Raw genomic sequence first — 25,558 nt, forward strand, 5'->3', positions numbered from 1 at the left:
TGGTGCCGGATGGCGGATTCGCCTTATCCGGCCTACGAGTCTTGTTTTTGCAGGCCGGATAAGCATTGTGCTATCCGGCGTCCGATCAGTCGCGTTCCAGCATTAATTGCTGGGCCAGCGCTTTCAGTTCCGGCAGATATTGTTCATCTACCGGGGCAAATGGTTTACGGCACAGCGGAACAGAAACCACGTCCATATAGTGCAATACCGTCTTCAGGCCGCGGAACACGCCAACCTTAATGAGCAGATCGATAACCTTATTGCACTCGGTTTGCAGCTTTTGCGCCGTCCGGATGTCGCCTTCTTTGAGCGCTTTCACAATTCCCAGATAACGCCATCCCATAATGTTGTAAGTGCTACCGATACCGCCATCAGCGCCCGCCAGCAGACCAGAAGCGAAGATCTCGTCATAACCGTTATAAAGCACCAGATCGGGGTGAGCGCGGCGGATCTGTTCCATCTGATAGAGATCGCCTGAGGTTTGCTTCAGCGCGCCAACGCCCGGCAACGTCACCAGCGTGTTGATTTGATCCAGCGTCAGTTTTACGCCGCTCAGCGCCGGGATGTTATAGACCACCATCGGCAAGCCATCAGCGGAATCAATAATTGCGCGGTAGTGATCGCAGTGCTCTTCAAAGCTGAACGGATAGTAAAACGGTGTGACGGCTGAAACCGCATCAAAGCCGTAGCGATGCGCGGCACTCGCCAGCTGTTGGCTCTCTTCGGTACTCACTGTGCCAACGTGAGCGATCAGCGTCACCTTGCCTTTCGCTTCTTCGGCAACAATTTCCAGTACCTGCTCTCTCTCAACGCGGTTTTGGACAAATGCCTCCCCCGTAGACCCACCGACATAGAGCCCGTCGATCCCTTGCCCAATGTTGAAACGCACCAGGCGGCGCAGGCTCTCAATGTCCAGTCGCTGTTGGCTATCGAATGGGGTTAACAACGCTGGCATTACGCCTTTTAAATCTCTTGCCATAGCTACCTCTGATGATGATTAGTGTTGTCTGACTGCATACCTTTATACCTGTTATACCAGATCAAATAAGCAGCAATACAATACAGAACGCTTATAGTGCGATCTGCCTCACTAAACGATCGTCAGGATCGCGATTACTTACGCAATTTTTTACTTTTGCTGAAGGCGTGCCAGGTAGCGGAAACGCTGTTGAGATGTTCTTGCAGTGCGCGGTCAGCTTCCTCAGGGTCGCGCTGACGAATCGCGTCGACAATAGCGATATGCTGCTGATAACTCACGTTATTGTGCTCATATAACTCTTGGTCGGCCACGGTCGGACGGGCGGCAATCAGCCAGTCTAACAGCGCAACATGGATAGCCATAAAGATGGGATTGCCCGGGATCTCCGCCAGTATGCGGTGAAAATCAACGTCCGAGCGAATGAACAGCGTATTGTCATCGAGTGACTGGCTGTTGATCTCCAGTGCTTTCGCCAGTCTGTCGATTTGCTCATCCGTCGCATGTTCTGCGGCGTATCGTACCAGGCTGGATTCAAAGAACAGTCGCAGCTGTTCGAAGTGGGCAATGCCGCCGGGATGCGCGAGGAAATCTTTCGCCATACCGGACAGCTCGCTGATAATGGTATCAGCTGAAGGACGCGAAACGCGGGCGCGCTCGCCATTGTTGATTTGCACCAGACCTTTGCGTTTTAACGCTGCCAGCGCTTCTCGTACAGAAGGACGGCCCACGTTAAAGAAGGCCATCAGCTCCCGCTCAGACGGCAACTGTTCGCCCTCGCCAAATTCCCGACGACGAATCATCTGCTCCAGTTCTTCTTCAACCATTTCAGACAGCTTTTTACGCGCCAGCGGGCGATTGCGTAAGCTACGGCCAATGGTGGATGGAGAGTCTTCAGCTTGCGAATCAAATGCGTTCATAGGGCCCATTCAGCTAAGTCGTGGTGACAAATAACAGCGGGTTTATCCTAACACAGGATCGAAAGCAGGGTGAAATGATGGTCAATCAGACTGTCGGGCTTATTGGCGGTCTAACCCATCCGGATATTTTGTTACGCTAAAACATTCAGCTTATCTTTAATTGAAAACAATCATATTCGCTTCGTGAAATTTATGAATATGAACGTGATAAATTATCATAACCATCTATTTTATAACGATAAATAATTTAAATATCGGATTAAAAATAAGATATTCACTCCATAAAAATCGCCCGAAAAAATATAACATCCGTTTGGACAACAGCGTTATTACCGGATTTATCTTCTTCTCTGGCATGGAGTGAAACAATGTTCGGCATCATTATCTCTGTCATCGTTTTATTAACGATGGGTTACCTGATCCTCAAAAACTACAAACCGCAGGTAGTGCTGGCAGCCGCGGGGATCTTCCTGATGCTCTGCGGCGTCTGGCTAGGCTACGGCGCGCTGGTCGCTGACGACAAGAGCAGCGGATATTTACTGGTCGATATTTACAACGAAATTCTGCGTATGCTTTCCAATCGGGCGGCCGGACTAGGGTTATCAATCATGGCGGTAGGTGGTTATGCCCGTTATATGGACAGGATGGGGGCCAGCAGAGCGATGGTTAGCCTGTTAAGCCGCCCGCTTAAGCTAATCCGCTCACCCTATGTTGTTCTTGCCGCCACCTATGTGATTGGTCAGATCATGGCGCAGTTCATCACCAGCGCTTCCGGGTTAGGCATGCTGCTGATGGTGACGCTGTTCCCGACGCTGGTCAGTCTTGGCGTGAGCCGTTTATCCGCGGTGGCGGTCATTGCCACTTCAATGTCAATTGAATGGGGCATTCTGGAAACCAACTCTATTTTTGCCGCGCAGGTGGCGGGCATGAAAATCGCTACCTACTTCTTTCACTATCAGTTACCCGTCGCATCGTGTGTTATCGTCGCCGTCGCTATTGCACATTTTTTCGTTCAGCGGCAGTTTGATAAAAAAGCATTCCCGGAAAGCAACGGATTCGCTGAACAAAAGACGCTGGAAAACGTGCCACCTCTCTATTACGCCATTCTACCCGTCATGCCGCTGCTTCTGATGTTGGGCTCGCTTGCCCTGGCACATATGGGGTTAATGAAAACAGAGCTGAATCTGGTGGTGGTCATGCTGATGAGCATGACGCTGACGATGTTTGTCGAGTTCCTGCATAAACATAATCTGCGCGAAACGATGGATGACGTGCAGGCCTTCTTTGACGGCATGGGAACCCAGTTTGCCAACGTTGTCACGCTGGTGGTCGCCGGTGAGATCTTTGCGAAAGGGTTGACGACTATCGGGACTGTCGACGCTGTAATAAAAGGTGCAGAGCATTCCGGCCTTGGCGGTATCGGCGTGATGATCATCATGGCCGTGGTCATTGCCGCCTGTGCGATTGTCATGGGGTCAGGTAACGCGCCGTTTATGTCTTTTGCCAGCCTGATTCCAGATATTGCCGCCGGACTACATATTCCTGCGGTAGTGATGATTATGCCGATGCATTTTGCTACTACGCTGGCCCGGGCGGTATCCCCCATTACAGCGGTCATTGTGGTGACATCAGGTATTGCGGGCGTATCGCCCTTTGAGGTGGTAAAACGTACGGCCATTCCGATGGCGGTGGGATTTGTGGTCAATATGATAGCCACCATCACGCTGTTTTACTGATCCCGAAGGCAGAAAACAGAACAGGCCCCAAAGGGCCTGTTTTTTTATTTCACTACGCGTAGCGCTGGACGCCCACCGCGAGGCGGCGGCGGAGTGTCATCCGGATCGTTGTCGTCGCCATTGTCAGGCTTATCGCCATCAATGACCGACATGACCGTTTCACTCTCAAAACCAGGTGCGTCGTTGTCGTCATCATTTAAGCTGGCGACATCTTCGTCGTAGGCGGCTTCCGGCTCAAACATAGTACCGGCGCCATTTTCACGAGCATAAATTGCCAGAACTGCCGCCAGCGGTACAGAAACCTGACGCGGCACACCACCGAAGCGCGCGTTAAAGCGCACTTCATCGTTAGCCAGTTCCAGGTTACCCACCGCACGCGGTGCGATATTCAGAACAATTTGCCCATCACGCGCATATTCCATAGGAACCTGCACGTCCTGAAGCGTCACATCCACCACCAGGTGCGGCGTAAGCTGGTTGTCTAACAACCACTCATAGAATGCGCGCAGCAGATACGGACGGCGTGGTGTTAGCTGTGGCAAATCCATACAGGTTAACCCCGGCCCAGACGCATTTCACGTTCAGGCTCAGTCAGAGAAGCCAGGAAAGAATCACGTTCAAAGACGCGAGTCATGTACCCTTTCAGTTCTTTCGAACCTGCACCGTTGAATTCAATGCCCAGCTGCGGTAAACGCCACAGCAGCGGCGCCAGGTAGCAGTCTACCAGGCTGAACTCATCGCTCAGGAAGTAAGGTTTCTGGCCAAATACTGGTGCAATTGCCAGCAGTTCTTCGCGCAGACGCTTACGCGCGACTTCGGCTTCAGAAGCAGAACCGTTCACGATGACGTTCATCAGCGTGTACCAGTCTTTTTCAATACGCTGCATGTACAGGCGGCTTTCACCACGCGCAACCGGGTAAACCGGCATCAGCGGCGGATGCGGGAAGCGCTCATCCAGGTATTCCATAATGATGCGAGATTCCCACAGGGTCAGCTCACGATCCACCAGTGTCGGTACGCTCTGATTCGGGTTGAGGTCGATCAGATCCTGCGGTGGATTGTCCTTCTCCACATGCTCAATCTCGAAACTAACACCTTTCTCAGCCAGCACAATGCGGACCTGATGGCTATAGATGTCAGTAGGACCAGAAAACAGCGTCATTACCGAACGTTTGTTGGCAGCGACAGCCATGAAAACCTCCAGGTATATTCAGAATTTTTACTGCTACCAGCCACTAAGTGGCCAGCCAGAAGTGATGTCACCCATATTCGGGAAAGCCATTACTGTTCAAAATACAAACAAAAAATGAACGATACCGGACATTTGGGCAGAAAATTGGATGATAGTTTACCAGATTTTGTGACCTTTGTGGTGAGTCGATTCTTGAAATGGGGAAAAAGAGGTGGCAATCAGCGGATTACCGTGGTTATACGGAGAGCAGTAACGATAAAAAAACCCGCCGAAGCGGGTTTTTTCGCAAATTGTTGTCTGCCGAAGCAAAGTACAATTAACGTTTGGAGAACTGAGGACGACGACGTGCTTTACGCAGACCGACTTTCTTACGTTCAACCTGACGAGCATCACGGGTAACGAAGCCAGCTTTACGCAGTTCGCCACGCAGGGATTCGTCGTACTCCATCAGAGCGCGGGTGATACCGTGACGGATCGCACCAGCCTGACCAGAGATACCACCACCTTTAACAGTGATGTACAGATCCAGTTTCTCAACCATGTCGACCAGTTCCAGCGGCTGACGAACTACCATGCGGGCAGTTTCACGACCGAAGTACTGTTCCAGAGAACGTTGGTTGATTACGATTTTACCACTGCCCGGTTTGATGAAAACGCGAGCTGCGGAACTTTTGCGGCGACCAGTGCCGTAGTATTGATTTTCAGCCATTGCCTATAATCCCGATTAGATGTCAAGAACTTGCGGTTGCTGTGCCGCGTGGTTGTGCTCGTTGCCAGCGTAAACTTTCAGTTTACGGAACATAGCACGACCCAGCGGGCCTTTTGGCAGCATGCCTTTAACCGCGATTTCAAGCACACGCTCAGGACGGCGAGCAATCATCTCTTCAAAGGTCGCTTGTTTGATACCGCCGATGTGACCGGTGTGGTGATAGTACACTTTGTCAGTACGCTTGTTGCCAGTTACAGCAACTTTGTCAGCGTTCAGAACGATGATGTAATCACCGGTATCTACGTGCGGAGTATATTCCGCTTTGTGCTTACCGCGCAGGCGCAGAGCCAGTTCGGAAGCCAGACGGCCCAGAGTTTTACCGGTCGCGTCAACAACATACCAGTCGCGTTTTACGGTTTCTGGTTTAGCTGTAAAAGTTTTCATTAAAAGCTTACCCAAATAAATAAGTTACACGTTGGTGAACACCCAAACGTTTTGTCAGTTGAGGTTCACACGACATTGTCCAGCAAACCTACCCCTTCGAATAGCCTATGCCGGCGCATAGAAAGTTTTGGGAAAAAAACTCTCTCGTAACGTGGGGTCGCAAGATTATAGAGAAGTCAGGGTCAAAGATCGACCCCTTTATGTGATTTGCGGCAGGTTTAACCGGCTAAATGTTCCCGCTTCAGATACTCTTCGCTTTGCATCTCCTGCAAACGCGACAAACAACGCTGAAATTCAAACTTCAGACGATCGCCCTGATAAATTTCGTAAAGTGGTGAGGCCGCACTGACCACCAGCTTAACGTGGCGTTCATAGAACTCATCCACCAGTGCGATAAAACGCCGCGCTTCGCTCTCCATCAGCGTCGTCATGACCGGCACATCAGACAACAGCACCGTATGAAAAAGACGCGATAGCGCAATGTAGTCATGCTGACTACGCGCATCGACACAGAGCGTAGTGAACGACACCGCCAGCGTTTGGTTTTCGACGGCCAGCGTCTGCATCGGACGATGATTGATCTCCAACGTCGGCGCATGTTCACTTTTCGTTCCCGCTAATGCCAGCCAGAGCTTGTCCATCTGCTGGCGGGTTTCCTCATTCAGTGGCGACAACCACAAATGCGCCTGCGTTAAGGTGCGCAGACGATAATCGACGCCAGCATCGACATTCATGATGTCACAATGCTGTTTGATGGCATCAATGGCAGGAAGAAAACGCGTACGTTGCAAACCGTTGCGATACAGCTCATCAGGCGGAATATTGGAGGTTGCCACCAGCGTAATACCACGGGCAAACAGCGCCTTCATCAGACCGCCGAGCAGCATGGCATCGGTGATGTCAGAAACAAAAAATTCGTCAAAGCACAGCACGTCCGTTTCGGCCTTAAAGCGGTCGGCAATGATTTCCAGCGGATCGCTCTGCCCCTGCAGGGCCGTAAGCTCTTCATGGACGCGCAGCATAAAACGGTGAAAGTGCAAACGCTGTTTACGCCCGCCCGGCAGGCTATGGAAGAACAGATCCATCAGCCACGTTTTTCCGCGCCCGACTCCGCCCCACATATACAGACCACGCACCGGCGCATTGGTCGATGACTCACGTTTTCCCAGCAATTTGCCAAAACGCGCCATCAGTCCGCTCTCCTGCGGCGCAGGACGTGCTGGCGTCGAAAGCGCCTGGAAAATTGTTTCCAGTCGATTCACTGCTTCTTGTTGTACGTTGTCGGGCTGATGACTGCCGTCTTTGAGGGCTTGCTGGTAACGCGATGTCGGGGAAAGGCTTTGCATGATGTTATTGTTATTCCTTGAGAATCGATGTGCCGTCGCTCACGGTTGACGAAAAAAAGGCCGTTCTACATTACGTGATATAAACACGGGATTCCACTTCTACGGGATTAGCGGTTATAGTGGCATAATCAGGCGCAGGCATGGAGCCTAAAGCCAACACCCTACGGAAACACAAGACAACGGGAGATGTTCATGACCTGGGAATATGCGCTAATTGGGTTAGTCGTCGGTATCATTATTGGTGCTGTAGCCATGCGTTTTGGTAATCGTAAATTACGCCAACAGCAGGCATTGCAGTACGAACTGGAAAAAAATAAAGCTGAGCTGGAAGAGTACCGCGAAGAGCTGGTGAGCCACTTTGCCCGCAGCGCTGAACTGCTGGATAACATGGCGGACGATTATCGTCAGATCTATCAGCATATGGCGAAAAGCTCCAGCAACCTGCTGCCGGGTATGTCACCGGAAAATAATCCGTTCCGTAATCGTCTGGCAGAGTCCGAAGCGGGTAACGATCAGGCGCCGGTTCAGATGCCGCGAGACTATTCTGAAGGCGCATCTGGCCTGCTGCGTAGTGGCGCAAAGCGCGACTAACTGCACATCGTTAAGAAATTTATTGGGCGCAGCAATTGCGCCCTCCGCTTCTCTTCCTGTCCCAGCTATTATTTAGTCGTTAGCCTCATTGTGACCAAACCGAAAATTCAATAACATCAAACTGTTTTGAATCATCTTCCGTTTACTCAAGGTACGAGAGCAGGATCCATGAAAAAACAAACCCAGCTGTTGAGTGCATTAGCGTTAAGTGTCGGGTTAACTCTCTCGGCGCCATTCCCAGCCGTAGCGTCGATTCCCGGCCAGGTTCCCGGTCAGGCTGCGCTCCCCAGCCTCGCACCGATGCTGGAGAAAGTGTTACCTGCCGTGGTGAGCGTAAGGGTCGAAGGCACCGCCGCTCAGGGGCAGAAAGTCCCGGAAGAGTTCAAAAAGTTTTTTGGTGATGAACTTCCCGATCAACCTGCACAACCTTTTGAAGGGCTGGGTTCCGGGGTCATCATTGATGCCGCCAAAGGCTACGTCCTGACCAATAATCACGTCATCAATCAGGCGCAAAAAATCAGCGTTCAGCTTAATGATGGCCGTGAGTTCGACGCTAAGCTTATCGGCAGCGACGACCAGAGCGATATCGCTCTGCTGCAAATTCAACACCCCAGCAACCTGACGCAAATTGCCATTGCCGACTCCGACAAACTCCGCGTCGGTGATTTCGCGGTGGCCGTGGGTAACCCGTTTGGTTTGGGGCAAACGGCCACCTCCGGCATCGTATCGGCTTTGGGTCGCAGCGGGTTGAACCTGGAAGGTCTGGAAAACTTTATTCAGACCGATGCCTCCATCAACCGGGGTAACTCCGGCGGCGCGTTGCTAAACCTCAATGGTGAGCTGATTGGCATTAACACCGCGATTCTGGCCCCCGGCGGCGGTAGCATCGGTATTGGTTTTGCGATCCCGAGCAATATGGCACGCACGCTGGCGCAGCAACTGATGCAGTTTGGTGAAATCAAACGTGGTCTGCTGGGAATTAAAGGCACCGAAATGACCGCCGATATCGCCAAAGCGTTCAAACTGGACGTGCAGCGCGGCGCGTTTGTCAGCGAGGTTCTGCCTAACTCTGGCTCCGCAAAAGCAGGTGTGAAGTCTGGTGACGTCATTACCAGCCTCAACGGCAAACCGCTCAACAGCTTCGCCGAACTGCGTTCACGCATAGCGACAACCGAACCAGGGACTAAAGTCAAACTGGGCCTGCTGCGTAACGGTAAACCGCTGGAGGTTGAAGTAACCCTGGATACCAGTACATCATCGTCCGCCAGCGCGGAGATGATTGCTCCTGCGTTGCAAGGGGCTACGCTCAGTGACGGTCAGCTTAAAGACGGCACCAAAGGCATCAAAATTGATAACGTTGAAAAAAGTAGCCCAGCCGCGCAGGCCGGTCTGCATAAAGATGACGTTATCATTGGCGTTAACCGCGATCGTGTAAATTCGATCGCCGAAATGCGTAAAGTGCTGGAAACGAAACCGTCGATCATTGCTCTGCAGGTAGTGCGCGGTAACGAGAGTATTTACCTGCTCCTGCGTTAACGCATGCAACCGGACATCAGCCCCCCGTGTGATGTCCGGTAAACTCGTGATATGCTGCTGCCGTTCCCTTTATTAATGACGCCGCCATCATGTTTGTGAAGCTTTTACGTTCGGTCGCGATTGGTTTAATCGTCGGCGCTATTCTGCTGGCCGCGATGCCCTCTCTGCGAAAAATAAATACGCTTACCGCGCCACAGTTCGACAGTGCAGATGAAACGCCCGCCAGCTATAACCCGGCGGTTCGCCGTGCAGCGCCTGCCGTCGTTAACGTTTATAACCGTAGTATGAACAGCACAGCACATAACCAGCTTGAGATCCGCACACTCGGCTCAGGCGTTATCATGGATCAGCGCGGCTATATCATTACCAATAAGCACGTCATTAATGATGCCGACCAAATCATCGTCGCGTTGCAGGATGGGCGTGTATTCGAAGCGCTGCTAGTGGGTTCTGATACGTTAACCGATCTTGCGGTGCTGAAAATCAACGCGACTGGCGGACTGCCGACAATCCCAATTAATAACAAACGCGTGCCGCACATCGGCGATGTCGTCCTCGCCATTGGTAACCCGTACAACCTTGGGCAAACCATCACTCAGGGGATTATCAGCGCCACCGGTCGTATTGGCCTGAACCCGACTGGACGGCAAAACTTCCTGCAAACGGATGCCTCCATCAACCACGGCAACTCCGGCGGCGCGTTGGTCAACTCGCTGGGCGAGTTAATGGGTATTAACACGCTGTCATTTGATAAGAGCAACGATGGCGAAACCCCGGAAGGGATCGGCTTTGCTATTCCGTTTCAGTTGGCAACCAAAATCATGGATAAGCTGATTCGTGACGGGCGCGTGATTCGTGGCTACATCGGCATCAGCGGTCGCGAAATTGCGCCACTGCACGCCCAGGGCGGCGGGATGGATCAAATTCAGGGGATAGTGGTTAACGAAGTGGCCCCAGATGGTCCGGCTGCGCAGGCAGGAATTCAGGTTAACGATCTGATTATTTCGGTCAATAACAAACCGGCAGTATCTGCGCTGGAAACCATGGACCAGGTGGCAGAGATTCGCCCAGGTTCGGTTATCTCTGTTGTCGTGATGCGTGATGACAAGCAGTTGACGCTGCAGGTAACGATTCAGGAATACCCGGCTACAAACTAAATCACAAGCGAAATGATGTAAAAAAACCGGAGATAGCTCCGGTTTTTTTATGCGTCAAATTCGCGATATTTGTAGGACGGATAAAGTGCTAAACACCGCCATCCGGCCTACATAAAGGCGTTATTTAACGAACTCTTCACCCAGGGTGATATCTTTCTTCAGCGTATCCAGCATACCTTCCAGCGAGCTCTGCTCAAATGCGCTCAGCTTGCCGATAGACTGGCGTTCTTCTACGCCGTTTTTACCCAACAGCAGCGGCTGAGAGAAGAAGCGAGCATACTGGCCGTCGCCTTCAACGTAAGCACATTCAACCACGTCTTTTTCGCCGCTCAGCGCGCGAACCAGTGACAGGCCGAAACGTGCTGCAGCCTGACCCATAGACAGGGTTGCAGATCCGCCACCGGCTTTAGCTTCCACAACTTCTGTACCCGCATTCTGGATACGTTTGGTCAGGTCAGCCGCTTCTTGCTCAGTGAAGCTCACGCCAGGGATTTGTGACAGCAGCGGGAGAATGGTCACGCCAGAGTGGCCGCCAATAACCGGGACTTCAACGTCACCAGGCTGCTTGCCTTTCAGTTCCGCAACAAAGGTGTTGGAGCGGATGATGTCCAGCGTGGTCACGCCAAACAGTTTGTTCTTATCGTATACGCCTGCTTTTTTCAGCACTTCTGCAGCGATAGCAACGGTCGTGTTCACTGGGTTGGTGATGATACCGATACATGCTTTCGGGCAGGTTTTAGCAACCTGCTGCACCAGGTTCTTCACGATACCGGCGTTAACGTTGAATAGGTCGGAACGATCCATACCCGGTTTACGTGCGACACCCGCAGAGATCAGTACCACATCAGCACCTTCCAGTGCAGGGGTAGCGTCTTCGCCGCTGAAGCCTTTGATTTTCACAGCAGTAGGGATATGGCTCAAATCAACGGCCACGCCAGGCGTTACTGGAGCGATGTCGTACAGGGAGAGTTCTGAACCTGAAGGCAGTTGGGTTTTTAACAGTAATGCTAGCGCCTGACCGATACCACCAGCAGCGCCGAGGACTGCAACTTTCATCCTAAACTCCTTATTATATTGATAAGCAAAGTGTCTATTGCTCCGCGGCGGCGACCTTAATTCACAAATCCAACGAATACAACAACCACGCGTCAAGAATGCGTAGTCACGCAAATTTGGCTTTTATGCATTTAACTTACGTAAAATAAAACCTAAGTTACGTAATTCAAAACCACCCGCACAGTAGAGCAACTTTCCAACAGGTGCTGACAATATACCCTACCCACCTCTCAAAACAACATCAATTTGATAACATTTAATTTACTTTTAACCTTATTTGCGAGCCGTGACACAGGCATGTTTCTTGATAACGAAATTTGATAAAATTCCGCTCTTTCATAACATTATTTCAGCCTTGAACAAGGCAGACTGTTTGCATAAAAATTCATCTGTATGCACAATAATGTTGTTTCTACCGCCATATTACGGGTGACTTATGCGAAGCTCGGCAAAACAAGAAGAATTAGTAAAGGCGTTTAAAGCGCTGCTTAAAGAAGAAAAGTTCAGCTCTCAGGGCGAAATCGTCCTCGCGTTGCAGGATCAGGGCTTTGATAATATCAATCAGTCCAAGGTTTCTCGCATGCTGACCAAGTTCGGCGCCGTGCGTACCCGCAATGCGAAAATGGAAATGGTGTACTGCCTGCCGGCAGAGTTAGGGGTACCTACAACATCCAGTCCACTGAAAAATCTGGTATTGGATATCGATTACAACGATGCAGTTGTGGTTATTCATACCAGCCCTGGCGCTGCTCAGTTGATTGCACGTCTGCTGGACTCATTAGGTAAAGCGGAAGGTATTCTGGGTACAATTGCCGGTGACGATACCATCTTCACCACCCCAGCTAAGGGTTTTACGGTAAAAGATTTGTACGAAGCCATTCTGGAACTGTTTGAACAAGAGCTGTAATACTTCCTCCCCGTCGCCTCGCGGCGGGGAAAAACCTCTGTATCCACCCTCCTCCCTCTATTATCCACTGCCATTGATTTAACAAATGGTGCGTTTAACCGTCAAAAGTCATTCACATAGCGAATATGAAGAGTTAAAAACGCACATTTTGCAAAAATTCATATCTCAATGATTTAATTGAATTTATTATAAAATTGATGCTTAAAACCCTATTTTTAATTCCGTTTTGTTATAAAAAATATTTTTCTTAATACTTAACCCGCATGGAAACAATTAGCGTGGTATTAATTTATCGAGTGATTAGTGTATACTTGATTTTGTGATGAGGGTCACGAAACGCAGACCCCAATAAAAGAATTCGACGAGGTAAATATCATGAAAATCAAAACAACTATTGCAACCTTAAGCCTTCTTTCTGTTCTCTCTTTCGGTGCAAGCGCCGCAGTGACTCAGGTGAACTCACAAGAAGCACAGAACCTGCAATCCATGGGCAGCATCTCCGTATCTCAGATCGGTAGCTCACCAATGGACATGCGTCAGGCTATCGCCGCTAAAGCTGAAAAAGCGGGTGCCAGCAGCTATCGCGTCACCGAACTCCGTGAAGGCGCTCACTGGCACGCGACTGCAGAACTCTACAAATAAACCCTCGTCGTCTAGTCCGACGACTTGCCCCCGCCTGCCGGGGGCTTTTTTATGCCTTACATTGAGTGACGAACGTTAAAGCGCAGCTGTCCTTCCAGCTCTTCTTCCGCTTCATCGAACAGTAAAATCAGCGCGCCGTATCGCCTGCGTAACTTGTCCGGCAAATGAACAAATTCAATCTCCAGCGGCAGCGGTAAAACGTCCCCGATAACCACCTCCCACAGAGAATCTAAATCAACCACCTTTTCCCGGGCGAGACCGAACGCGCGCGTAAACTCACGGTAGAAATCCCCCTGGTCTTCTATCTCGTCAAAATCAAATGTATAGATGTTCATCTATAGCCACCATCCCGACGCCAGTCACTCTACAGACCATCAATATGCAGGAACCTCCTGCATTTTCAGGTAAGTATAGCCATAAAAAAACCGACGCCTTTAGCGTCGGTTTCCAACTCTTAATTACTTGTTAGCGCATGCTGGTATTTGTGCAGCATCCCGCTAAGTCGTTTTACCGGCTCGGTCACCTGCGGCGGCGCTTGCCAGATGATTAATTTCTCCTGATAGATCTCAAGCTCTTCCAGCAGCTGGCTAAAGTAGCGTCGGCGCTTGTCGTCGTTTCCTGCGGAAATCACGTGATCCGCAGTGCGACGAAGCTGGCGATGGAACGCGGATAGATCCTCGTTTACCGGTATCGGCGCATCGCGCAGGCGCTGATGCGCAATGATCATCGTCAGAGCCAGGCGAAACTTCGCCAGGTCGCCGGGAAATTTGTTCATCAGCAAAAATAGCTGCTGATAAAGCGCCGGGAGATGGTTTTCTTTACGACGTACCACGTTGGTGGTCATCGCTGAAACCGCCGCCGAGACAAACTGGTTGAGCAACACGCGACCCGTTCTGTCACGAGAGTTATCGCGCACCAACAGAATGACGATAAATGCCAGCACGCAGCCAACAATTTGCCCCAGCGCACTATCAAGGAACTGGCTAAAGTGGAAGGTCATCGGGTTATCCAGCACGATGATATTAATAGTGCTGGCCAGAGCCCCCATTGATCCCAGTCGTCGTTTCTGTACCTCTATACCCAGAAAGAACCCCAGCACCGCCAGGCTCAGGCACAGTAACAACATGCTTTGTTGCGTATTGGGGATAATCACCAGGAAATAGAGCGCCCCGAGCGGTAACGCCGCCAACGTACCGTAAATAAAGTCTATCGCCACCATGCGCGGGTTGGGCAAACGCATTGCCAGCGAAGTGACAACCGCAATCATCACCATTGCGCCGCTGCCGGAGGTCCATCCGGTCCACAGCCAGAATAAAGTTCCCAGCACACAAGAAAGCGTGGTGCGCCAGAAGTTGACCATCGCATGATGGCGCTCGGCAGACTCCACCTTCACTACTGGCTCACCTTGCAGGATCTCTTCTTCCGTGGCGCTAATTTTGGTATTACTCAGTACACCGCGTTTGAGCAACAGGTAGCGCGTCGCGGCGCCTGCCCAACTATATATCGTGATCGGCGTTTCGCGTTCGCCGGTCCAGGCAATCACCCGCCGCATCCGCTTCAACTGTTTATGAACATCCTGCACCGTTTCAACCGGCATATTGAACAACTCGCGGAAGGTATCAGTGATCAGTTCGGGTCGAGTGTTCTGAATAAGATAGGTTTCGCAGGACTGCGTGATGAGCGTGAGTGACAGCGTGTTCAATGCTTTGAGTCTGCGGTTAGCCCGCCCCCAGCGTGAGGACTCCATATTCAGGTTACTTCGCATGCCTTCCAGTGCCGCCGTACGCCGGACTAAATCGCCCCAGGCTTTGTCCACTTCTTCACTGTCACCATGCTTAATGCACAACTGCATAAGCTGATACTGCGCCACCAGCAGGCTGTCCAGTTCGACATCAATCTCCTGTTTCACCGAACGGGGCGAAAAGAGCAGATCGGCCACAATAGCACAGACAATCCCCATCACTATTTCACTACAACGTTCGAGCGCAAATTGCGGCGTCAGCAGCGGTTCAGCCTGGATGGTAATGACGATGATCAGCGCCGTATAGCCCGAAAGTCCCCAGGCATAGGAGTTTTCGATCTTCACAAGCGACGAGATCCAGGTACAAAAACCGGCCCAGATACAACACACCAGGATCATCAATAACGGGGCGCGGATCATGCTGATGATAATGATCAGTGCAGCAATACAGCCGATAAATGTCCCGACAATACGCAGCATGCCGCGATAGCGTATAGCACCAGAATAGGGCTCTCCGCCAGCGGCAAAGGCCGGGCCAGCCGCCACAATGGCTGCGGTCAGCACCGCCCAGCGCGGGGTCTCAAGTTGGAAGTGAAAGCCAACGAACAGCGCCAGTACAATCGCGCACGCCAGTTTTACCGCAAAGCGGATATGCTGGTTGGCAATAGAGAAAATGCCCATCACGATTAGCCAAACTCGCGCAGGCGGTGCGCCATTTTACGGAAGAAGGATTCCCGGCTTGCATCGCGATCCTGCTTGCCGGTAATGACGACGGTAGCCGTAGTCCCCGCAGGCCACAGGGTTCCCTGCTGCTCATCAAGACGAATTCGCACCGGTACACGCTGCGCCAGACGCACCCATTCAAGATTGGAATCAATGGTCGCCATACCCTTTGCGTCCCGCGTGCTGCTGGCATTCGTTACACCAGCCGCCACGCTATCAACGGTGCCCTTCAGCACATGATTACTGCCCAGCGGGGTGATCTCTGCGCGATACCCAGGGCGGACGCCTTCCAGCTTGGTTTCTTCCATATAGGCCAGCACATAAAAAGAATGCTGTTTGACCAACGCCACCGCCGTAGAGCCGCGAGTAATAAATTCGCCGCTGTAGACGTTCAGGTTAGTCACCCAGCCATCTGCTGGAGCGCGAATGACGGTACGTTCCAGATCTAATTTCGCCAGGTCGCGGGTCGCCTGCGCCTTCGCAAGCTGGTGTAATACGGTTTGCAGGACATTGTTTGACTGGTCAATCTCTTCACGAGACATAGCCTGCACGCCCAGCCGATTACGACGGCTGGCCTCCTGGCGTTTTTCCTGCGATAACACCTGATAGTAGGCGACGTCTGCTTCCGCTTCTTCGAGCGCTTTTTTATAGCGCGGCTGATCGATGGTAAACAGGACCTGGTCTTTCTTCACCAGTTGATTATCATGAACGTTAACGTTAGTGATAAGCCCGGCGACATCCGGGGCTATTGCCACAACGTCGGCGCTGAAGCGCGCATCACGCGTCCACGGCGACTCGGTGTAGAACACCCATGCGCGGAAAATGGCGATGAAGGCCAGAATGACCAGTACGAGAGTCGTGGCCGTACGGGAGAGTTTTCTTGTTAGTGTTTTCACTTCAACCTCAAACGAACAGGCGCGTTATTAAATAGAACAGGCAGCAATACAGCGCGGTGTTAAACAGAGCCGGGTGCCAGACAAAATCATAGATGCCAGTTGGAACCAGTACCCGGCGCACCAGCCAGAAAATCGCCAGTGACAAAAGTAATTCGAAAAAAATCGGTGGGAAGGACAGACCAAACACCACGATAACGGGAAACAGACTCATGTTGACCTTGGTAGCTTAAGAGAGTGCAGGTGATAGATTTTCTAGCGTATGTCACCGCAGAGAAGGGCAAGGATGAGCCAGGCGAGAGCGACATAGCTGTTATTTGAATAATAATATATTAACGTAACTGTTATGCTGTTATCTATATTATGTGATCTAAATCACTTTTAAGTCAGAGTGAACAATGGAACGATTAAAACGTATGTCGGTGTTTGCCAAAGTTGTCGAACTGGGCTCCTTCACCGCCGCCGCAAGACAGTTACAAATGAGCGTTTCATCGATAAGCCAGACGGTCTCTAAACTGGAAGATGAGCTACAGGTCAAGCTGCTAAACCGCAGCACACGCAGCATTGGGCTAACTGAAGCCGGTAAAATTTATTATCAGGGCTGCCGCCGGATGCTGCACGAAGCACAGGATGTTCACGAACAGCTTTATGCCTTTAACAACACGCCCATCGGCACCTTGCGCATTGGTTGTTCTTCAACCATGGCACAAAATGTCCTCGCTGGGTTGACCGCAACGATGCTGAAAGAGTATCCAGGATTGACGGTAAATCTGGTAACAGGCATCCCGGCACCGGATTTAATCGCCGACGGTCTGGACGTGGTTATTCGCGTCGGCGCGTTGCAGGACTCCAGCCTGTTTTCACGTCGCCTGGGAACCATGCCGATGGTGGTCTGCGCCGCTAAAAGCTATCTCGCTCAGTTTGGCGTGCCGGAAAAACCCGCCGATCTCAGCAACCACTCGTGGCTGGAATACAGCGTGCGCCCGGATAATGAATTCGAACTTATCGCTCCGGAGGGGATCTCTACCCGCCTGATCCCAGAAGGGCGCTTCGTGACTAACGATCCGATGACGCTGGTGCGCTGGCTGGCAGCAGGCGCGGGTATTGCCTATGTGCCGCTGATGTGGGTGATCAATGAGATCAATCGTGGCGAAGTGGAGATCCTGCTGCCCCGCTACCAGTCGGATCCACGTCCGGTCTATGCACTGTATACCGAAAAAGACAAACTACCGCTCAAGGTCCAGGTGGTGATTAACTATCTGACGGATTATTTTGTCGATGTGGCGCAGCTGTTTCAGGGGATGTACGGCCGGGGCAAAGAGAAATAAAAAAGCCCGGTAGCGCTTTGCTTACCGGGCCTACATTCAGTGCCAACGCACATTCCAGGCCGGATACGCTGAGCGTTATCCGGCGACCGGGTCGTTACGCGGTGCCACCTACGGTCAAGTTATCCACCTTCAGCGTCGGCTGGCCCACGCCCACCGGCAAGCTCTGTCCTTCTTTACCGCAAACGCCAACCCCGTTATCCAGTTTCAGGTCGTTACCCACCATCGAAATCTGCTGCATCGCTTCGATACCGGAACCAATCAGCGTTGCGCCTTTCACCGGTTTGGTCACTTTACCGTTTTCAATCAGGTACGCTTCGGACGTCGAGAATACAAATTTCCCGGAGGTGATATCCACCTGACCGCCGCCAAAGTTAGGCGCATAAATACCGTATTCAACGGATTCGATGATTTCCTGCGGCGTGGATTTCCCCGGCAGCATATAGGTGTTGGTCATACGCGGCATCGGCAAGTGCGCGTAAGATTCACGGCGACCGTTACCCGTTGGCGCTACGCCCATCAGGCGCGCATTCAGTTTGTCCTGCATGTAGCCTTTCAGAATGCCGTTTTCGATCAGCACGTTGTACTGACCCGGTGTCCCTTCGTCATCGATAGCCACAGAACCACGACGGTCCGCCATTGTGCCATCATCCACAACGGTACACAGTTCTGACGCCACCAGTTCACCCATGTGACCGCTGAATACCGAGGTGCCACGGCGGTTAAAATCACCTTCCAGACCATGACCGACCGCTTCATGCAGCAGAACGCCAGGCCAGCCAGCGCCGAGTACTACCGGCAGCGTACCAGCAGGCGCTGCTACCGCGGACAGATTGACTAACGCCATCCGTACGGCCTCTTTCGCCCACGCGTCGGCACGGACTTCACCATCAAGGTCGCCAAGGAAATAGTCATAGCCAAAACGACCGCCGCCACCGCTGGCGCCGCGCTCACGCTTACCGTCCTCTTCGACCTGTACGCTTACGGACAAACGTACCAGCGGGCGGACGTCAGCGGCCAGCGTACCATCAGTCGCGGCCACCAGGATCAGTTCATAAACACCGGTCAGGCTGGCGGTCACTTCCTGGACGCGTTTGTCGGTGGCACGGGCCACGTTGTCTACGCGGCGCAGGATATCCAGTTTTTCTTCGCGGCTCATGCTCTGCAACGGATCAACCGAGGTGTAAAGCGCCTGATGCTCCACGGCCCCCAGCGTTTTTACTTTGCCGTCACCGTTGTCACGCACGATAGTACGCGCGGCATGAGCGCTTTGTTCCAGCGCCAACAGGCTAATCTGGTCTGCATAGGCAAACCCTGTTTTCTCGCCGCTGATGGCGCGTACGCCAACGCCCTGATCGATATTGTAAGAACCATCTTTAATGATGCGGTCTTCTAAAACCCAGGATTCGTGATAGCTCGACTGAAAATAGAGATCGCCGTAATCAAGACGGCGTTCGGCCAGTTGGCCCAGGATGGCAAACAGATCCTGATGTTTCAGGCCATTTGCCGCTAGCAATTGTTCACTTACCAGGTTCAGACTCATCGTTTTGATTACTCATTTAATTCTGCCGGATAGCGGAAAAAAACGCCTTATCCGGCCTACGTTGTTAGGCTGCTGTAGGCCGGATAAGCGCTGCGCCATCCGGCAATACTATGTACTGAGATTGGGGCAATTACTCGCCCCCGTCAAATCATTGCTGGCTTTCTTTGCGCGGCTGACGCAGAACTTCGTTAATTTGCGGCTTATCGACCGGACCAGTGATGCGATAGCGCAGAATCGAGACTTTGCTCCACAGCGGCCCCAGCACCTTACTGGCGGCAAACACCGCCGCACCAACAATCGGGTTGACGGCAAACGCGGCGGCAACGCCTACGGTGGCAGATATTTCTGGTGCAACAATGGCTTCCATGTCCAGATCCCGGCGTACCAGGTTCACTGAACCTTTCATCGCAATATCGGCTTCCAGACCGTCCACCAGCGTGTCGTCGGTATGCATCACGCCATCTTTGATCCACGCCGTGCTGCGAATCGAGTCGAAATAGAAGCCTTCGCTGAAGGTGTCGCTAAAATCAAAGCGCAGTTTACGCAGTAACGCATCGAAGCTTAGCAGACGTAACAGTTGCCCAGCATGTCCGGTACTGAGTTCGGTAAGTTCGCCTTTGCCCAGCCGGGTACGCAAAATACCATTCAGCGAGGCTACATCAGGATCCCACGGCGGATTACGCCAATGCAGATCATACTCCACGTTGAATGAAGAATTGCGAATCGGCGTTGATACGCCAAAGAAACCGGCTGCGGAGTCAATTTTGTTGCCGCTCAGTTTACCCTTCAGCGACGTTCGCTCCTTGCCCGGCGCATTCACCCACACGCCGTCGGTGGTCAGTCTGGCAAAACCCGTATCCAACAGACCGTTACTCAAGGTCAGCGTGTCGCCTTTAATCGCTACATCGGCGTCAATGCGCCCGTATTTCTGTCCCCACATCCAGCACTCGGCACAGCGCAGCTGAAGGTCCGGCCAGCCACGGAAGCTGACGTTGTCGATGGCTGAGAACGGCGAGGCTGGCGTACTATTTTGTGACGGTTTTGCCGCGCTTGGGTTGTAATAAAGATACTTAATATTGGCCAGCCACGGCGCATTATTGCGCATAGCCAGCGTGGCGTTAATTTCACGGCCCTGCGCCTGCACGGTGGAGCCATTGCTCGCAGGCTCAGAAACGATACTCAAATTATTCCACTGTTGACCGCCCAGGGATAACGATGGCGTACGCATCGTGATGCGCTGCGGGAAGTTAGCGTTGCTGCCCACGTTATCCACAGCACCTTTCTGGAATAACGCCAGCCATTGCGCGCCATCCATAGGGGGAAGATTAAGCTCTATGCCTTGTTGATCGGGTAACGCTGGCACGGTGCGGCTTTCCGACGCCCAGATTGCGCGGTCAAGCGTCAGTTTCTGATTCAGCAGCCAGCGGCTGTTAAAATGATTTTTACTGCCAGCGTTGCCGGTCAGATCAAAGCTGCGCAGATTGCCGTTGGCCTTAACGTTCACCGGCAACGCCTCACCGGCCGCCTTATTCAGCGGAGAAGGTAAGTGACTACTTACATTCTTGAGGTCGCCCTTTAACTCAACGTTGTAGGTCGGCCCGGCATGATACGGAAGATCGATTCCTACCTTGCCATTCCACGCTATGCTGCCATTCAACGCGTCGTTGACCTGCGTCGGTAAAATCCCCATGCGGCTTGGCTGCCAGTCACCTTGCAGATTCACGGCTACCTGATAGGCTTTCGCCCCTTCGGTCGTGGAAAAGTCGACGTTCAGAGGCTGATTAAACCAGTTCGCGGTCATCGGCTCGCTCTTCAGATCGCCGTTGATAAAGCTGAATTTACCATTCAAATTCTTCAGCGTGCTGTCGAGCGGTTTAATAAACAGGCTGTTATTACGCAGGTTGACGTCACCTTTGGCGGTAACCAGCGAGCCGTCTAGCGGAATATCAAGATGTAAGCGAGCATTCACATCGCCGTCAATCTGCAACTGCTCAAGCGTAGCGCCGAGTGAATCCTTCAATGGCGTCTCATCAAAATAAGGTCCAACCGCCTTGCCCGGCCCGTTGATGTCGGCATCAATCAGCAGTTTTTCTTTGGCATAGTCGGGGATGTTAGCCGTCAGATTACTGGCCTTCACACCGCCCAGATTAACGCTATCGGTCTTCATCCACAGACCGTCGTTAATGAAGTTCAGTTCAATATTAAGGTCAGTCAGCGCGGGCCAGTCGGGCTGGAAAGCAAACTTCGCATTGCGAAGCGGCACCAGTACCTGGAACTGCCCTTCATTGTGTAGATACGGGAACAGATGCGGGTCGCCGCCATACACCAACGTGGCGTTATCCGCTTCGCCGCCCTGAATAGCGCCGCTGAGGTAATCAACCAGCTCTTTGCCCATCAGGTTTTCCGGGAAGTAACGCCAGGCCTGAGAGCCATCGTCGGTGCTGATACCTGCCAGAATGCCCAACCATGGCTCATCATTGGCGGGCTGCAGATAGCGAAAACCACCGCGTGCGTGTACCGCTTTCGCTTTAACATCAATGTTGCGCCCATCTAACTGGAAACCTTTATCATTCTTCAGCCAGCTTAGCGTCGCTACGCCATCCTCTATTTCCAGCGGTGCGCGAAAGACGGTTTCATACGGCATTTTAGCTTGCTTCATGGAAGCAGTGAGCGCCCCGTTTTCAACGCTGCCCGCGAGCGTACCGGAGAAATGTTCTGCCCCTGGCAGCAGCTTCCACTGTTTCCAGGCCAGATTGGTCCACGAGGACTGGAAGCGAGTTTTTTCTGTTGCCTGTAACGGGATATCCAGCGCCAGCACATCTATTTTGCCGCTCGGCTGCGTGGCCCGCCAGATATCACCCAGCACAGGCGATAACTTGGCCGCCATCGGACGCAGCCCTTCTAACCCGGCCAGCTCCAGATTGCTGGCGCGGATGCGTAGCTCGTCGCTGCGTTTGTTATTCTCGCCGCCGACTTCCTGTTCAGGGATCCAGGCCAGCGTTAACGCCCCGCTTGGCCAGGGTTTATCATCCATCGTGATACGGGTATCGGGAATGGAGAATTGCCAGCCCGACTGCTCGCGGCTGATGTGCGCCGTCAGGTTATCGACGGAGAGCGTATGCGTACGACTCTCTCCCAGCCAACTTGCCCCACCTTTTTTCAGCCAGACATCGCCGCCGGAAACGACACCTTTTCTGATCGTCATCCATGCTTCCAGGCTAAAACGCGCGGTTTGCAACGCGACATTATCCTGCATCCATTTACCCAGCCACGGCTTGACGTCGATATCGTCGGCCTGCAACCAGACCCGACCGTTATTCAACAGCCCGTTGTCATCACGCAGATCCATTCGCACCTGCATAACACCGTGCTGCCCGGTCAGACTGGAGAGACTGACCTGCCCTTCAGCGCGATGTCGGTTTTTACCGTTAAGCCAGGTAAGCTGCGGGATCGCCAGTTCTGCACGCTGGCCTGAGAGGGTTAAAAAGCTAATCTGGCTGTCGCGTAGATCGAAATGATCAAACTGACGCAGGAAGAGATCGCTCAGGTGGCCGGCTTCAATTCCATCACCGCTTTCGCTGCGCTGGATGGGGGTATTGGTACGCAGTTGCAACTGCCAGAAGGTGAGATCGCGAAACTGCCAGCGCATGTGCAGCAAGCTTTGCCAGACATCCAGCGCTAATGTGACCCGCTTTACCGAAAATTCACCGCCATCTTTAAGCTGCGCATGGATATCGCGCGCTTCAAGAGTAGGACCGAAATTTTGCCAGCTAGCGGAAAGTTGGCTGGCGGAGACGGGCAGACCGGTAGCGGATTCAATCTTGTCAAGGATGGCCGGACGCCAGCTATCAAGATGAGGCAGCGCAAGGCGCAGCCCACTGACCAGCAGCGCTGCGATGACAACGAATGCGGCTCCAGTGAGCAGTAATATCCCCGGCAATCGCCTCACGCGCCTCTCCTTGTCTACCAAAAAATGTGACTCACAAAACCGTCTTGCCGGATGGCGGCGTGAACGCCTTCTCCGGCCTGCAAGGTATCGCCATTGGGCGTTTACCAGGCCAGATTACATCATGACAACGTCGAACTGCTCCTGGTTATACAGCGGTTCGACTTGTACTTTAACCTGTTTGCCGACAAAGATTTCCACTTCCGCCAACGCATGTGACTCTTCCCCCTTCAGGGTTTCAGCCACTGCCGGAGATGCATAAACCAGGAAACGATCGGAGTCATATGCATGGTGTACCCGCACGATTTCGCGCATGATTTCATAGCATACAGTTTCCACGGTTTTCACCGTACCGCGCCCATGACAGGTCGGACACTCGTTGCACAGCACATGTTCCACGCTTTCACGCGTGCGTTTGCGCGTCATCTCCACCAGGCCCAGCTGTGAAAAACCGTTGATGCTGGTTTTTACGCGATCCTTGCTCAGCGCCTGTTCCAGAGAGTGCAGCACCCGTCGACGGTGATCTTCATTATTCATGTCGATAAAATCGATAATGATAATGCCGCCGAGGTTACGCAGACGCAGCTGACGAGCAATGGCCTGCGTTGCTTCAATATTAGTATTAAAGATAGTGTCGTCGAGATTACGATGCCCAACAAACGCTCCGGTATTGATATCGACGGTGGTCATTGCTTCAGTTTGATCGATGATCAGATAGCCGCCGGATTTCAGTTCAACCTTGCGTTCCAGCGCGCGTTGGATTTCATTCTCAACGTCAAAGAGATCAAAAATGGGCTGGCGCCCGCTGTAATGTTCCAGCTTGCTGGTCATCTCGGGGATATATTCCGCTGTGAACTCCAGCAACGCTTCATAAGTAAGACGAGAGTCAACGCGGATCCGGTCAAGCTGGGCATCCGCAAAATCACGCAACACGCGCTGCGCCAGCGCCAGTTCGCCGTACATCTGGTAGCGCGTTTGCGGGCGCTTTTTACGCTCCATGACTTTAGTCCAGACGCGCTTCAGGTAGGCAGCATCCGAGGCTAGATCCTCCTCGCAGACGCCTTCCGCCGCTGTGCGAATGATGAATCCGCCCTGTTCATCGCAGTAATCCGCCACCACTTTTTTCAGGCGTTCGCGTTCGGTTTCGCTTTCGATACGTTGGGAAACGCCAACGTGCGAAGCACCCGGCATAAAGACGAGGTAACGGGAAGGAAGCGTGATGTCCGTCGTCAGGCGTGCGCCCTTAGTTCCCAACGGATCTTTTACTACCTGCACCATCAGATCCTGGCCCTGGCGCACCAGTTCAGAAATGTCGCGCACGGTGAACTGTTTTTGTTCTTCACCCGCCACGCATTCGGTGTGCGGCATGATGTCTGAAGCGTGAAGAAATGCGGCTTTATCCAGTCCAATATCTACAAAAGCCGCCTGCATACCCGGAAGTACACGACTTACACGACCTTTGTAGATATTGCCTACGATTCCGCGTCGCGCCTCACGTTCAATATGAATTTCCTGCAGAATACCGCCATCAATGTAAGCCACCCGAGTTTCCGATGGCGTTACGTTTACCAACAATTCAGCCGTCATGTTTATCCCTTTTCTCACGCAGTGCGTTAAAATTGGTCAGCAACTCATACGTTTCTACCAGCGGTAAGCCGACTACGGCGTGATAGCTGCCATTGATCTTCCTGACAAAACAGCCACCCAACCCTTGAATACCGTATGCACCTGCTTTATCCATTGGTTCACCGCTGGCAACATAGCCCGCGATGTCCTCATCGGTTAGTGCTCTGAACGTCACTTCCGTCACCACCAGACAGTCCAGACTGTGCCGGCGGTCGGCCAATGCCACGGCGGTCATGACCTGATGCGTTTTGCCCGACAGTTTGCGCAGCATTACTGCGGCATGGGCGGCGTCGTGTGGTTTTTCCAGCACTTCGCCATTAAGGATAACAATGGTATCTGCACCCAATACCGGCAAATCACGCTGCGCCAGCGCCACGCCAGCCTGCGCTTTTTCGCGTGCCAGACGCGAAACATACTGCTGCGCGCTCTCCTGCGGGTGTCGCTGTTCTTCAATCCCAGGCACCAGCCGTTCAAAGGTAACACCAAGCTGAGCGAGCAGTTCCTGACGACGTGGAGAACCAGAAGCAAGATACAGAGTATTCATATCAA

23 protein-coding genes are annotated in these 25,558 nt (G+C 52.4%); 7 read left to right on the plus strand and 16 right to left on the minus strand.

The genetic code is table 11. The annotated features are described in order from the left end of the window. Positions 1-85: 85 nt before the first annotated feature. Together nanA and nanR are read right to left on the minus strand one after the other, a co-directional pair. The gene (gene nanA / locus GPJ68_RS22470; protein ID WP_104651725.1) at positions 86-979 is read right to left on the minus strand and encodes an N-acetylneuraminate lyase; all 894 of its coding nucleotides are present in this window, start codon (positions 977-979) and stop codon (positions 86-88) included. Between the two features lie 134 nt (positions 980-1,113). Continuing rightward, positions 1,114-1,905 carry a transcriptional regulator NanR gene (gene nanR / locus GPJ68_RS22475; RefSeq protein ID WP_016154704.1) on the minus strand — a complete coding sequence of 264 codons (792 nt, stop codon included), beginning with the start codon at positions 1,903-1,905 and terminating at the stop codon, positions 1,114-1,116. A 359-nt stretch (positions 1,906-2,264) separates the two neighbouring features. Here nanR and dcuC point away from each other — a divergent pair, with 359 nt between their 5' ends. Then, entirely contained in the window at positions 2,265-3,632 is a 1,368-nt protein-coding gene (gene dcuC, locus GPJ68_RS22480) for an anaerobic C4-dicarboxylate transporter DcuC (protein WP_047413944.1), read from the plus strand. Positions 3,633-3,676: 44 nt separating this feature from the next. Here dcuC and sspB read toward each other — a convergent pair whose 3' ends face one another. The 5 genes from sspB to zapE form a co-directional block, all read right to left on the minus strand. Then, positions 3,677-4,180, minus strand: coding sequence for a ClpXP protease specificity-enhancing factor (gene sspB / locus GPJ68_RS22485; protein WP_016154706.1), 504 nt, complete (start codon positions 4,178-4,180; stop codon positions 3,677-3,679). A 5-nt stretch (positions 4,181-4,185) separates the two neighbouring features. Beyond that, positions 4,186-4,824 (minus strand): stringent starvation protein SspA, encoded by a 639-nt coding sequence (gene sspA, locus GPJ68_RS22490; protein WP_003025132.1) that lies wholly within the window; start codon positions 4,822-4,824, stop codon positions 4,186-4,188. A gap of 316 nt (positions 4,825-5,140) precedes the next feature. Then, complete coding sequence (gene rpsI / locus GPJ68_RS22495) at positions 5,141-5,533, minus strand: 30S ribosomal protein S9 (RefSeq protein ID WP_003025138.1); 393 nt, start codon at positions 5,531-5,533, stop codon at positions 5,141-5,143. 15 nt (positions 5,534-5,548) lie between these two features. Beyond that, a complete protein-coding gene (rplM, locus tag GPJ68_RS22500; RefSeq protein WP_003025141.1) occupies positions 5,549-5,977 on the minus strand; it encodes a 50S ribosomal protein L13 in 429 nt (142 codons plus the stop codon). A gap of 218 nt (positions 5,978-6,195) precedes the next feature. Next, the gene (zapE, locus tag GPJ68_RS22505) at positions 6,196-7,323 is read right to left on the minus strand and encodes a cell division protein ZapE (RefSeq protein WP_104651726.1); all 1,128 of its coding nucleotides are present in this window, start codon (positions 7,321-7,323) and stop codon (positions 6,196-6,198) included. A gap of 192 nt (positions 7,324-7,515) precedes the next feature. Between zapE and zapG the strand changes: the two genes are divergently transcribed. The 3 genes from zapG (at position 7,516) to degS (ending at position 10,607) form a co-directional block, all read left to right on the plus strand. Then, on the plus strand, positions 7,516-7,914 hold the full coding sequence (gene zapG / locus GPJ68_RS22510; RefSeq protein ID WP_003025147.1) for a Z-ring associated protein ZapG: 399 nt from the start codon (positions 7,516-7,518) through the stop codon (positions 7,912-7,914). A gap of 168 nt (positions 7,915-8,082) precedes the next feature. Then, positions 8,083-9,450, plus strand: coding sequence for a serine endoprotease DegQ (degQ, locus tag GPJ68_RS22515; protein WP_047413942.1), 1,368 nt, complete (start codon positions 8,083-8,085; stop codon positions 9,448-9,450). 89 nt (positions 9,451-9,539) lie between these two features. After that, positions 9,540-10,607 (plus strand): outer membrane-stress sensor serine endopeptidase DegS, encoded by a 1,068-nt coding sequence (degS, locus tag GPJ68_RS22520; RefSeq protein ID WP_003025154.1) that lies wholly within the window; start codon positions 9,540-9,542, stop codon positions 10,605-10,607. A 120-nt stretch (positions 10,608-10,727) separates the two neighbouring features. On the opposite strand, the gene mdh is transcribed toward degS, so the two are convergent. After that, complete coding sequence (gene mdh, locus GPJ68_RS22525; protein WP_104651728.1) at positions 10,728-11,663, minus strand: malate dehydrogenase; 936 nt, start codon at positions 11,661-11,663, stop codon at positions 10,728-10,730. A gap of 436 nt (positions 11,664-12,099) precedes the next feature. Here mdh and argR point away from each other — a divergent pair, with 436 nt between their 5' ends. Together argR and yhcN are read left to right on the plus strand one after the other, a co-directional pair. Next, on the plus strand, positions 12,100-12,570 hold the full coding sequence (argR, locus tag GPJ68_RS22530) for a transcriptional regulator ArgR (protein WP_003025162.1): 471 nt from the start codon (positions 12,100-12,102) through the stop codon (positions 12,568-12,570). Between the two features lie 375 nt (positions 12,571-12,945). Continuing rightward, positions 12,946-13,212 (plus strand): peroxide/acid stress response protein YhcN, encoded by a 267-nt coding sequence (gene yhcN, locus GPJ68_RS22535; protein ID WP_003025165.1) that lies wholly within the window; start codon positions 12,946-12,948, stop codon positions 13,210-13,212. 56 nt (positions 13,213-13,268) lie between these two features. Here the strand turns inward: yhcN and GPJ68_RS22540 are convergent, their stop codons facing one another. The 4 genes from GPJ68_RS22540 to aaeX form a co-directional block, all read right to left on the minus strand. Continuing rightward, entirely contained in the window at positions 13,269-13,547 is a 279-nt protein-coding gene (locus tag GPJ68_RS22540; protein ID WP_016154709.1) for a barnase inhibitor, read from the minus strand. A 119-nt stretch (positions 13,548-13,666) separates the two neighbouring features. After that, complete coding sequence (gene aaeB / locus GPJ68_RS22545; protein WP_016154710.1) at positions 13,667-15,634, minus strand: p-hydroxybenzoic acid efflux pump subunit AaeB; 1,968 nt, start codon at positions 15,632-15,634, stop codon at positions 13,667-13,669. 5 nt (positions 15,635-15,639) lie between these two features. Continuing rightward, positions 15,640-16,572, minus strand: a complete 933-nt coding sequence (gene aaeA / locus GPJ68_RS22550) for a p-hydroxybenzoic acid efflux pump subunit AaeA (protein ID WP_016154711.1) — start codon at positions 16,570-16,572, stop codon at positions 15,640-15,642. A 7-nt stretch (positions 16,573-16,579) separates the two neighbouring features. Continuing rightward, positions 16,580-16,783 carry a p-hydroxybenzoic acid efflux pump operon protein AaeX gene (gene aaeX, locus GPJ68_RS22555; RefSeq protein ID WP_003025177.1) on the minus strand — a complete coding sequence of 68 codons (204 nt, stop codon included), beginning with the start codon at positions 16,781-16,783 and terminating at the stop codon, positions 16,580-16,582. 184 nt (positions 16,784-16,967) lie between these two features. Here aaeX and aaeR point away from each other — a divergent pair, with 184 nt between their 5' ends. After that, the gene (gene aaeR / locus GPJ68_RS22560) at positions 16,968-17,897 is read left to right on the plus strand and encodes an HTH-type transcriptional activator AaeR (protein WP_016157586.1); all 930 of its coding nucleotides are present in this window, start codon (positions 16,968-16,970) and stop codon (positions 17,895-17,897) included. Between the two features lie 94 nt (positions 17,898-17,991). Here the strand turns inward: aaeR and tldD are convergent, their stop codons facing one another. From tldD to GPJ68_RS22580, 4 genes are all read right to left on the minus strand, one after another. After that, positions 17,992-19,437, minus strand: coding sequence for a metalloprotease TldD (gene tldD, locus GPJ68_RS22565; RefSeq protein ID WP_019077799.1), 1,446 nt, complete (start codon positions 19,435-19,437; stop codon positions 17,992-17,994). A gap of 148 nt (positions 19,438-19,585) precedes the next feature. After that, positions 19,586-23,386, minus strand: coding sequence for an AsmA2 domain-containing protein YhdP (gene yhdP / locus GPJ68_RS22570; RefSeq protein WP_172860571.1), 3,801 nt, complete (start codon positions 23,384-23,386; stop codon positions 19,586-19,588). A gap of 114 nt (positions 23,387-23,500) precedes the next feature. Continuing rightward, positions 23,501-24,970, minus strand: a complete 1,470-nt coding sequence (gene rng / locus GPJ68_RS22575) for a ribonuclease G (protein ID WP_003828822.1) — start codon at positions 24,968-24,970, stop codon at positions 23,501-23,503. Further along, the gene (locus GPJ68_RS22580) at positions 24,960-25,553 is read right to left on the minus strand and encodes a nucleoside triphosphate pyrophosphatase (RefSeq protein ID WP_016157589.1); all 594 of its coding nucleotides are present in this window, start codon (positions 25,551-25,553) and stop codon (positions 24,960-24,962) included. Before GPJ68_RS22580 ends, rng begins: the two co-directional genes overlap by 11 nt. Positions 25,554-25,558 lie beyond the last annotated feature (5 nt).

Source organism: Citrobacter sp. 172116965 (assembly GCF_013458095.1).
GTDB classification, from domain to species: Bacteria; Pseudomonadota; Gammaproteobacteria; order Enterobacterales; family Enterobacteriaceae; genus Citrobacter; species Citrobacter braakii.

Bases quoted from the DNA above. Each gene is read 5' to 3' on its own strand.
- GPJ68_RS22540 (WP_016154709.1), bottom strand. From the start codon at position 13,547: ATGAACATCTATACATTTGATTTTGACGAGATAGAAGACCAGGGGGAT.
- sspB (WP_016154706.1), bottom strand. From the start codon at position 4,180: ATGGATTTGCCACAGCTAACACCACGCCGTCCGTATCTGCTGCGCGCA.
- nanA (WP_104651725.1), bottom strand. From the start codon at position 979: ATGGCAAGAGATTTAAAAGGCGTAATGCCAGCGTTGTTAACCCCATTC.
- aaeR (WP_016157586.1), top strand. From the start codon at position 16,968: ATGGAACGATTAAAACGTATGTCGGTGTTTGCCAAAGTTGTCGAACTG.
- degS (WP_003025154.1), top strand. From the start codon at position 9,540: ATGTTTGTGAAGCTTTTACGTTCGGTCGCGATTGGTTTAATCGTCGGC.
- argR (WP_003025162.1), top strand. From the start codon at position 12,100: ATGCGAAGCTCGGCAAAACAAGAAGAATTAGTAAAGGCGTTTAAAGCG.
- aaeX (WP_003025177.1), bottom strand. From the start codon at position 16,783: ATGAGTCTGTTTCCCGTTATCGTGGTGTTTGGTCTGTCCTTCCCACCG.
- zapE (WP_104651726.1), bottom strand. From the start codon at position 7,323: ATGCAAAGCCTTTCCCCGACATCGCGTTACCAGCAAGCCCTCAAAGAC.
- tldD (WP_019077799.1), bottom strand. From the start codon at position 19,437: ATGAGTCTGAACCTGGTAAGTGAACAATTGCTAGCGGCAAATGGCCTG.
- nanR (WP_016154704.1), bottom strand. From the start codon at position 1,905: ATGGGCCCTATGAACGCATTTGATTCGCAAGCTGAAGACTCTCCATCC.
- degQ (WP_047413942.1), top strand. From the start codon at position 8,083: ATGAAAAAACAAACCCAGCTGTTGAGTGCATTAGCGTTAAGTGTCGGG.
- sspA (WP_003025132.1), bottom strand. From the start codon at position 4,824: ATGGCTGTCGCTGCCAACAAACGTTCGGTAATGACGCTGTTTTCTGGT.
- rpsI (WP_003025138.1), bottom strand. From the start codon at position 5,533: ATGGCTGAAAATCAATACTACGGCACTGGTCGCCGCAAAAGTTCCGCA.
- mdh (WP_104651728.1), bottom strand. From the start codon at position 11,663: ATGAAAGTTGCAGTCCTCGGCGCTGCTGGTGGTATCGGTCAGGCGCTA.
- yhcN (WP_003025165.1), top strand. From the start codon at position 12,946: ATGAAAATCAAAACAACTATTGCAACCTTAAGCCTTCTTTCTGTTCTC.
- GPJ68_RS22580 (WP_016157589.1), bottom strand. From the start codon at position 25,553: ATGAATACTCTGTATCTTGCTTCTGGTTCTCCACGTCGTCAGGAACTG.
- rng (WP_003828822.1), bottom strand. From the start codon at position 24,970: ATGACGGCTGAATTGTTGGTAAACGTAACGCCATCGGAAACTCGGGTG.
- aaeB (WP_016154710.1), bottom strand. From the start codon at position 15,634: ATGGGCATTTTCTCTATTGCCAACCAGCATATCCGCTTTGCGGTAAAA.
- rplM (WP_003025141.1), bottom strand. From the start codon at position 5,977: ATGAAAACTTTTACAGCTAAACCAGAAACCGTAAAACGCGACTGGTAT.
- zapG (WP_003025147.1), top strand. From the start codon at position 7,516: ATGACCTGGGAATATGCGCTAATTGGGTTAGTCGTCGGTATCATTATT.
- dcuC (WP_047413944.1), top strand. From the start codon at position 2,265: ATGTTCGGCATCATTATCTCTGTCATCGTTTTATTAACGATGGGTTAC.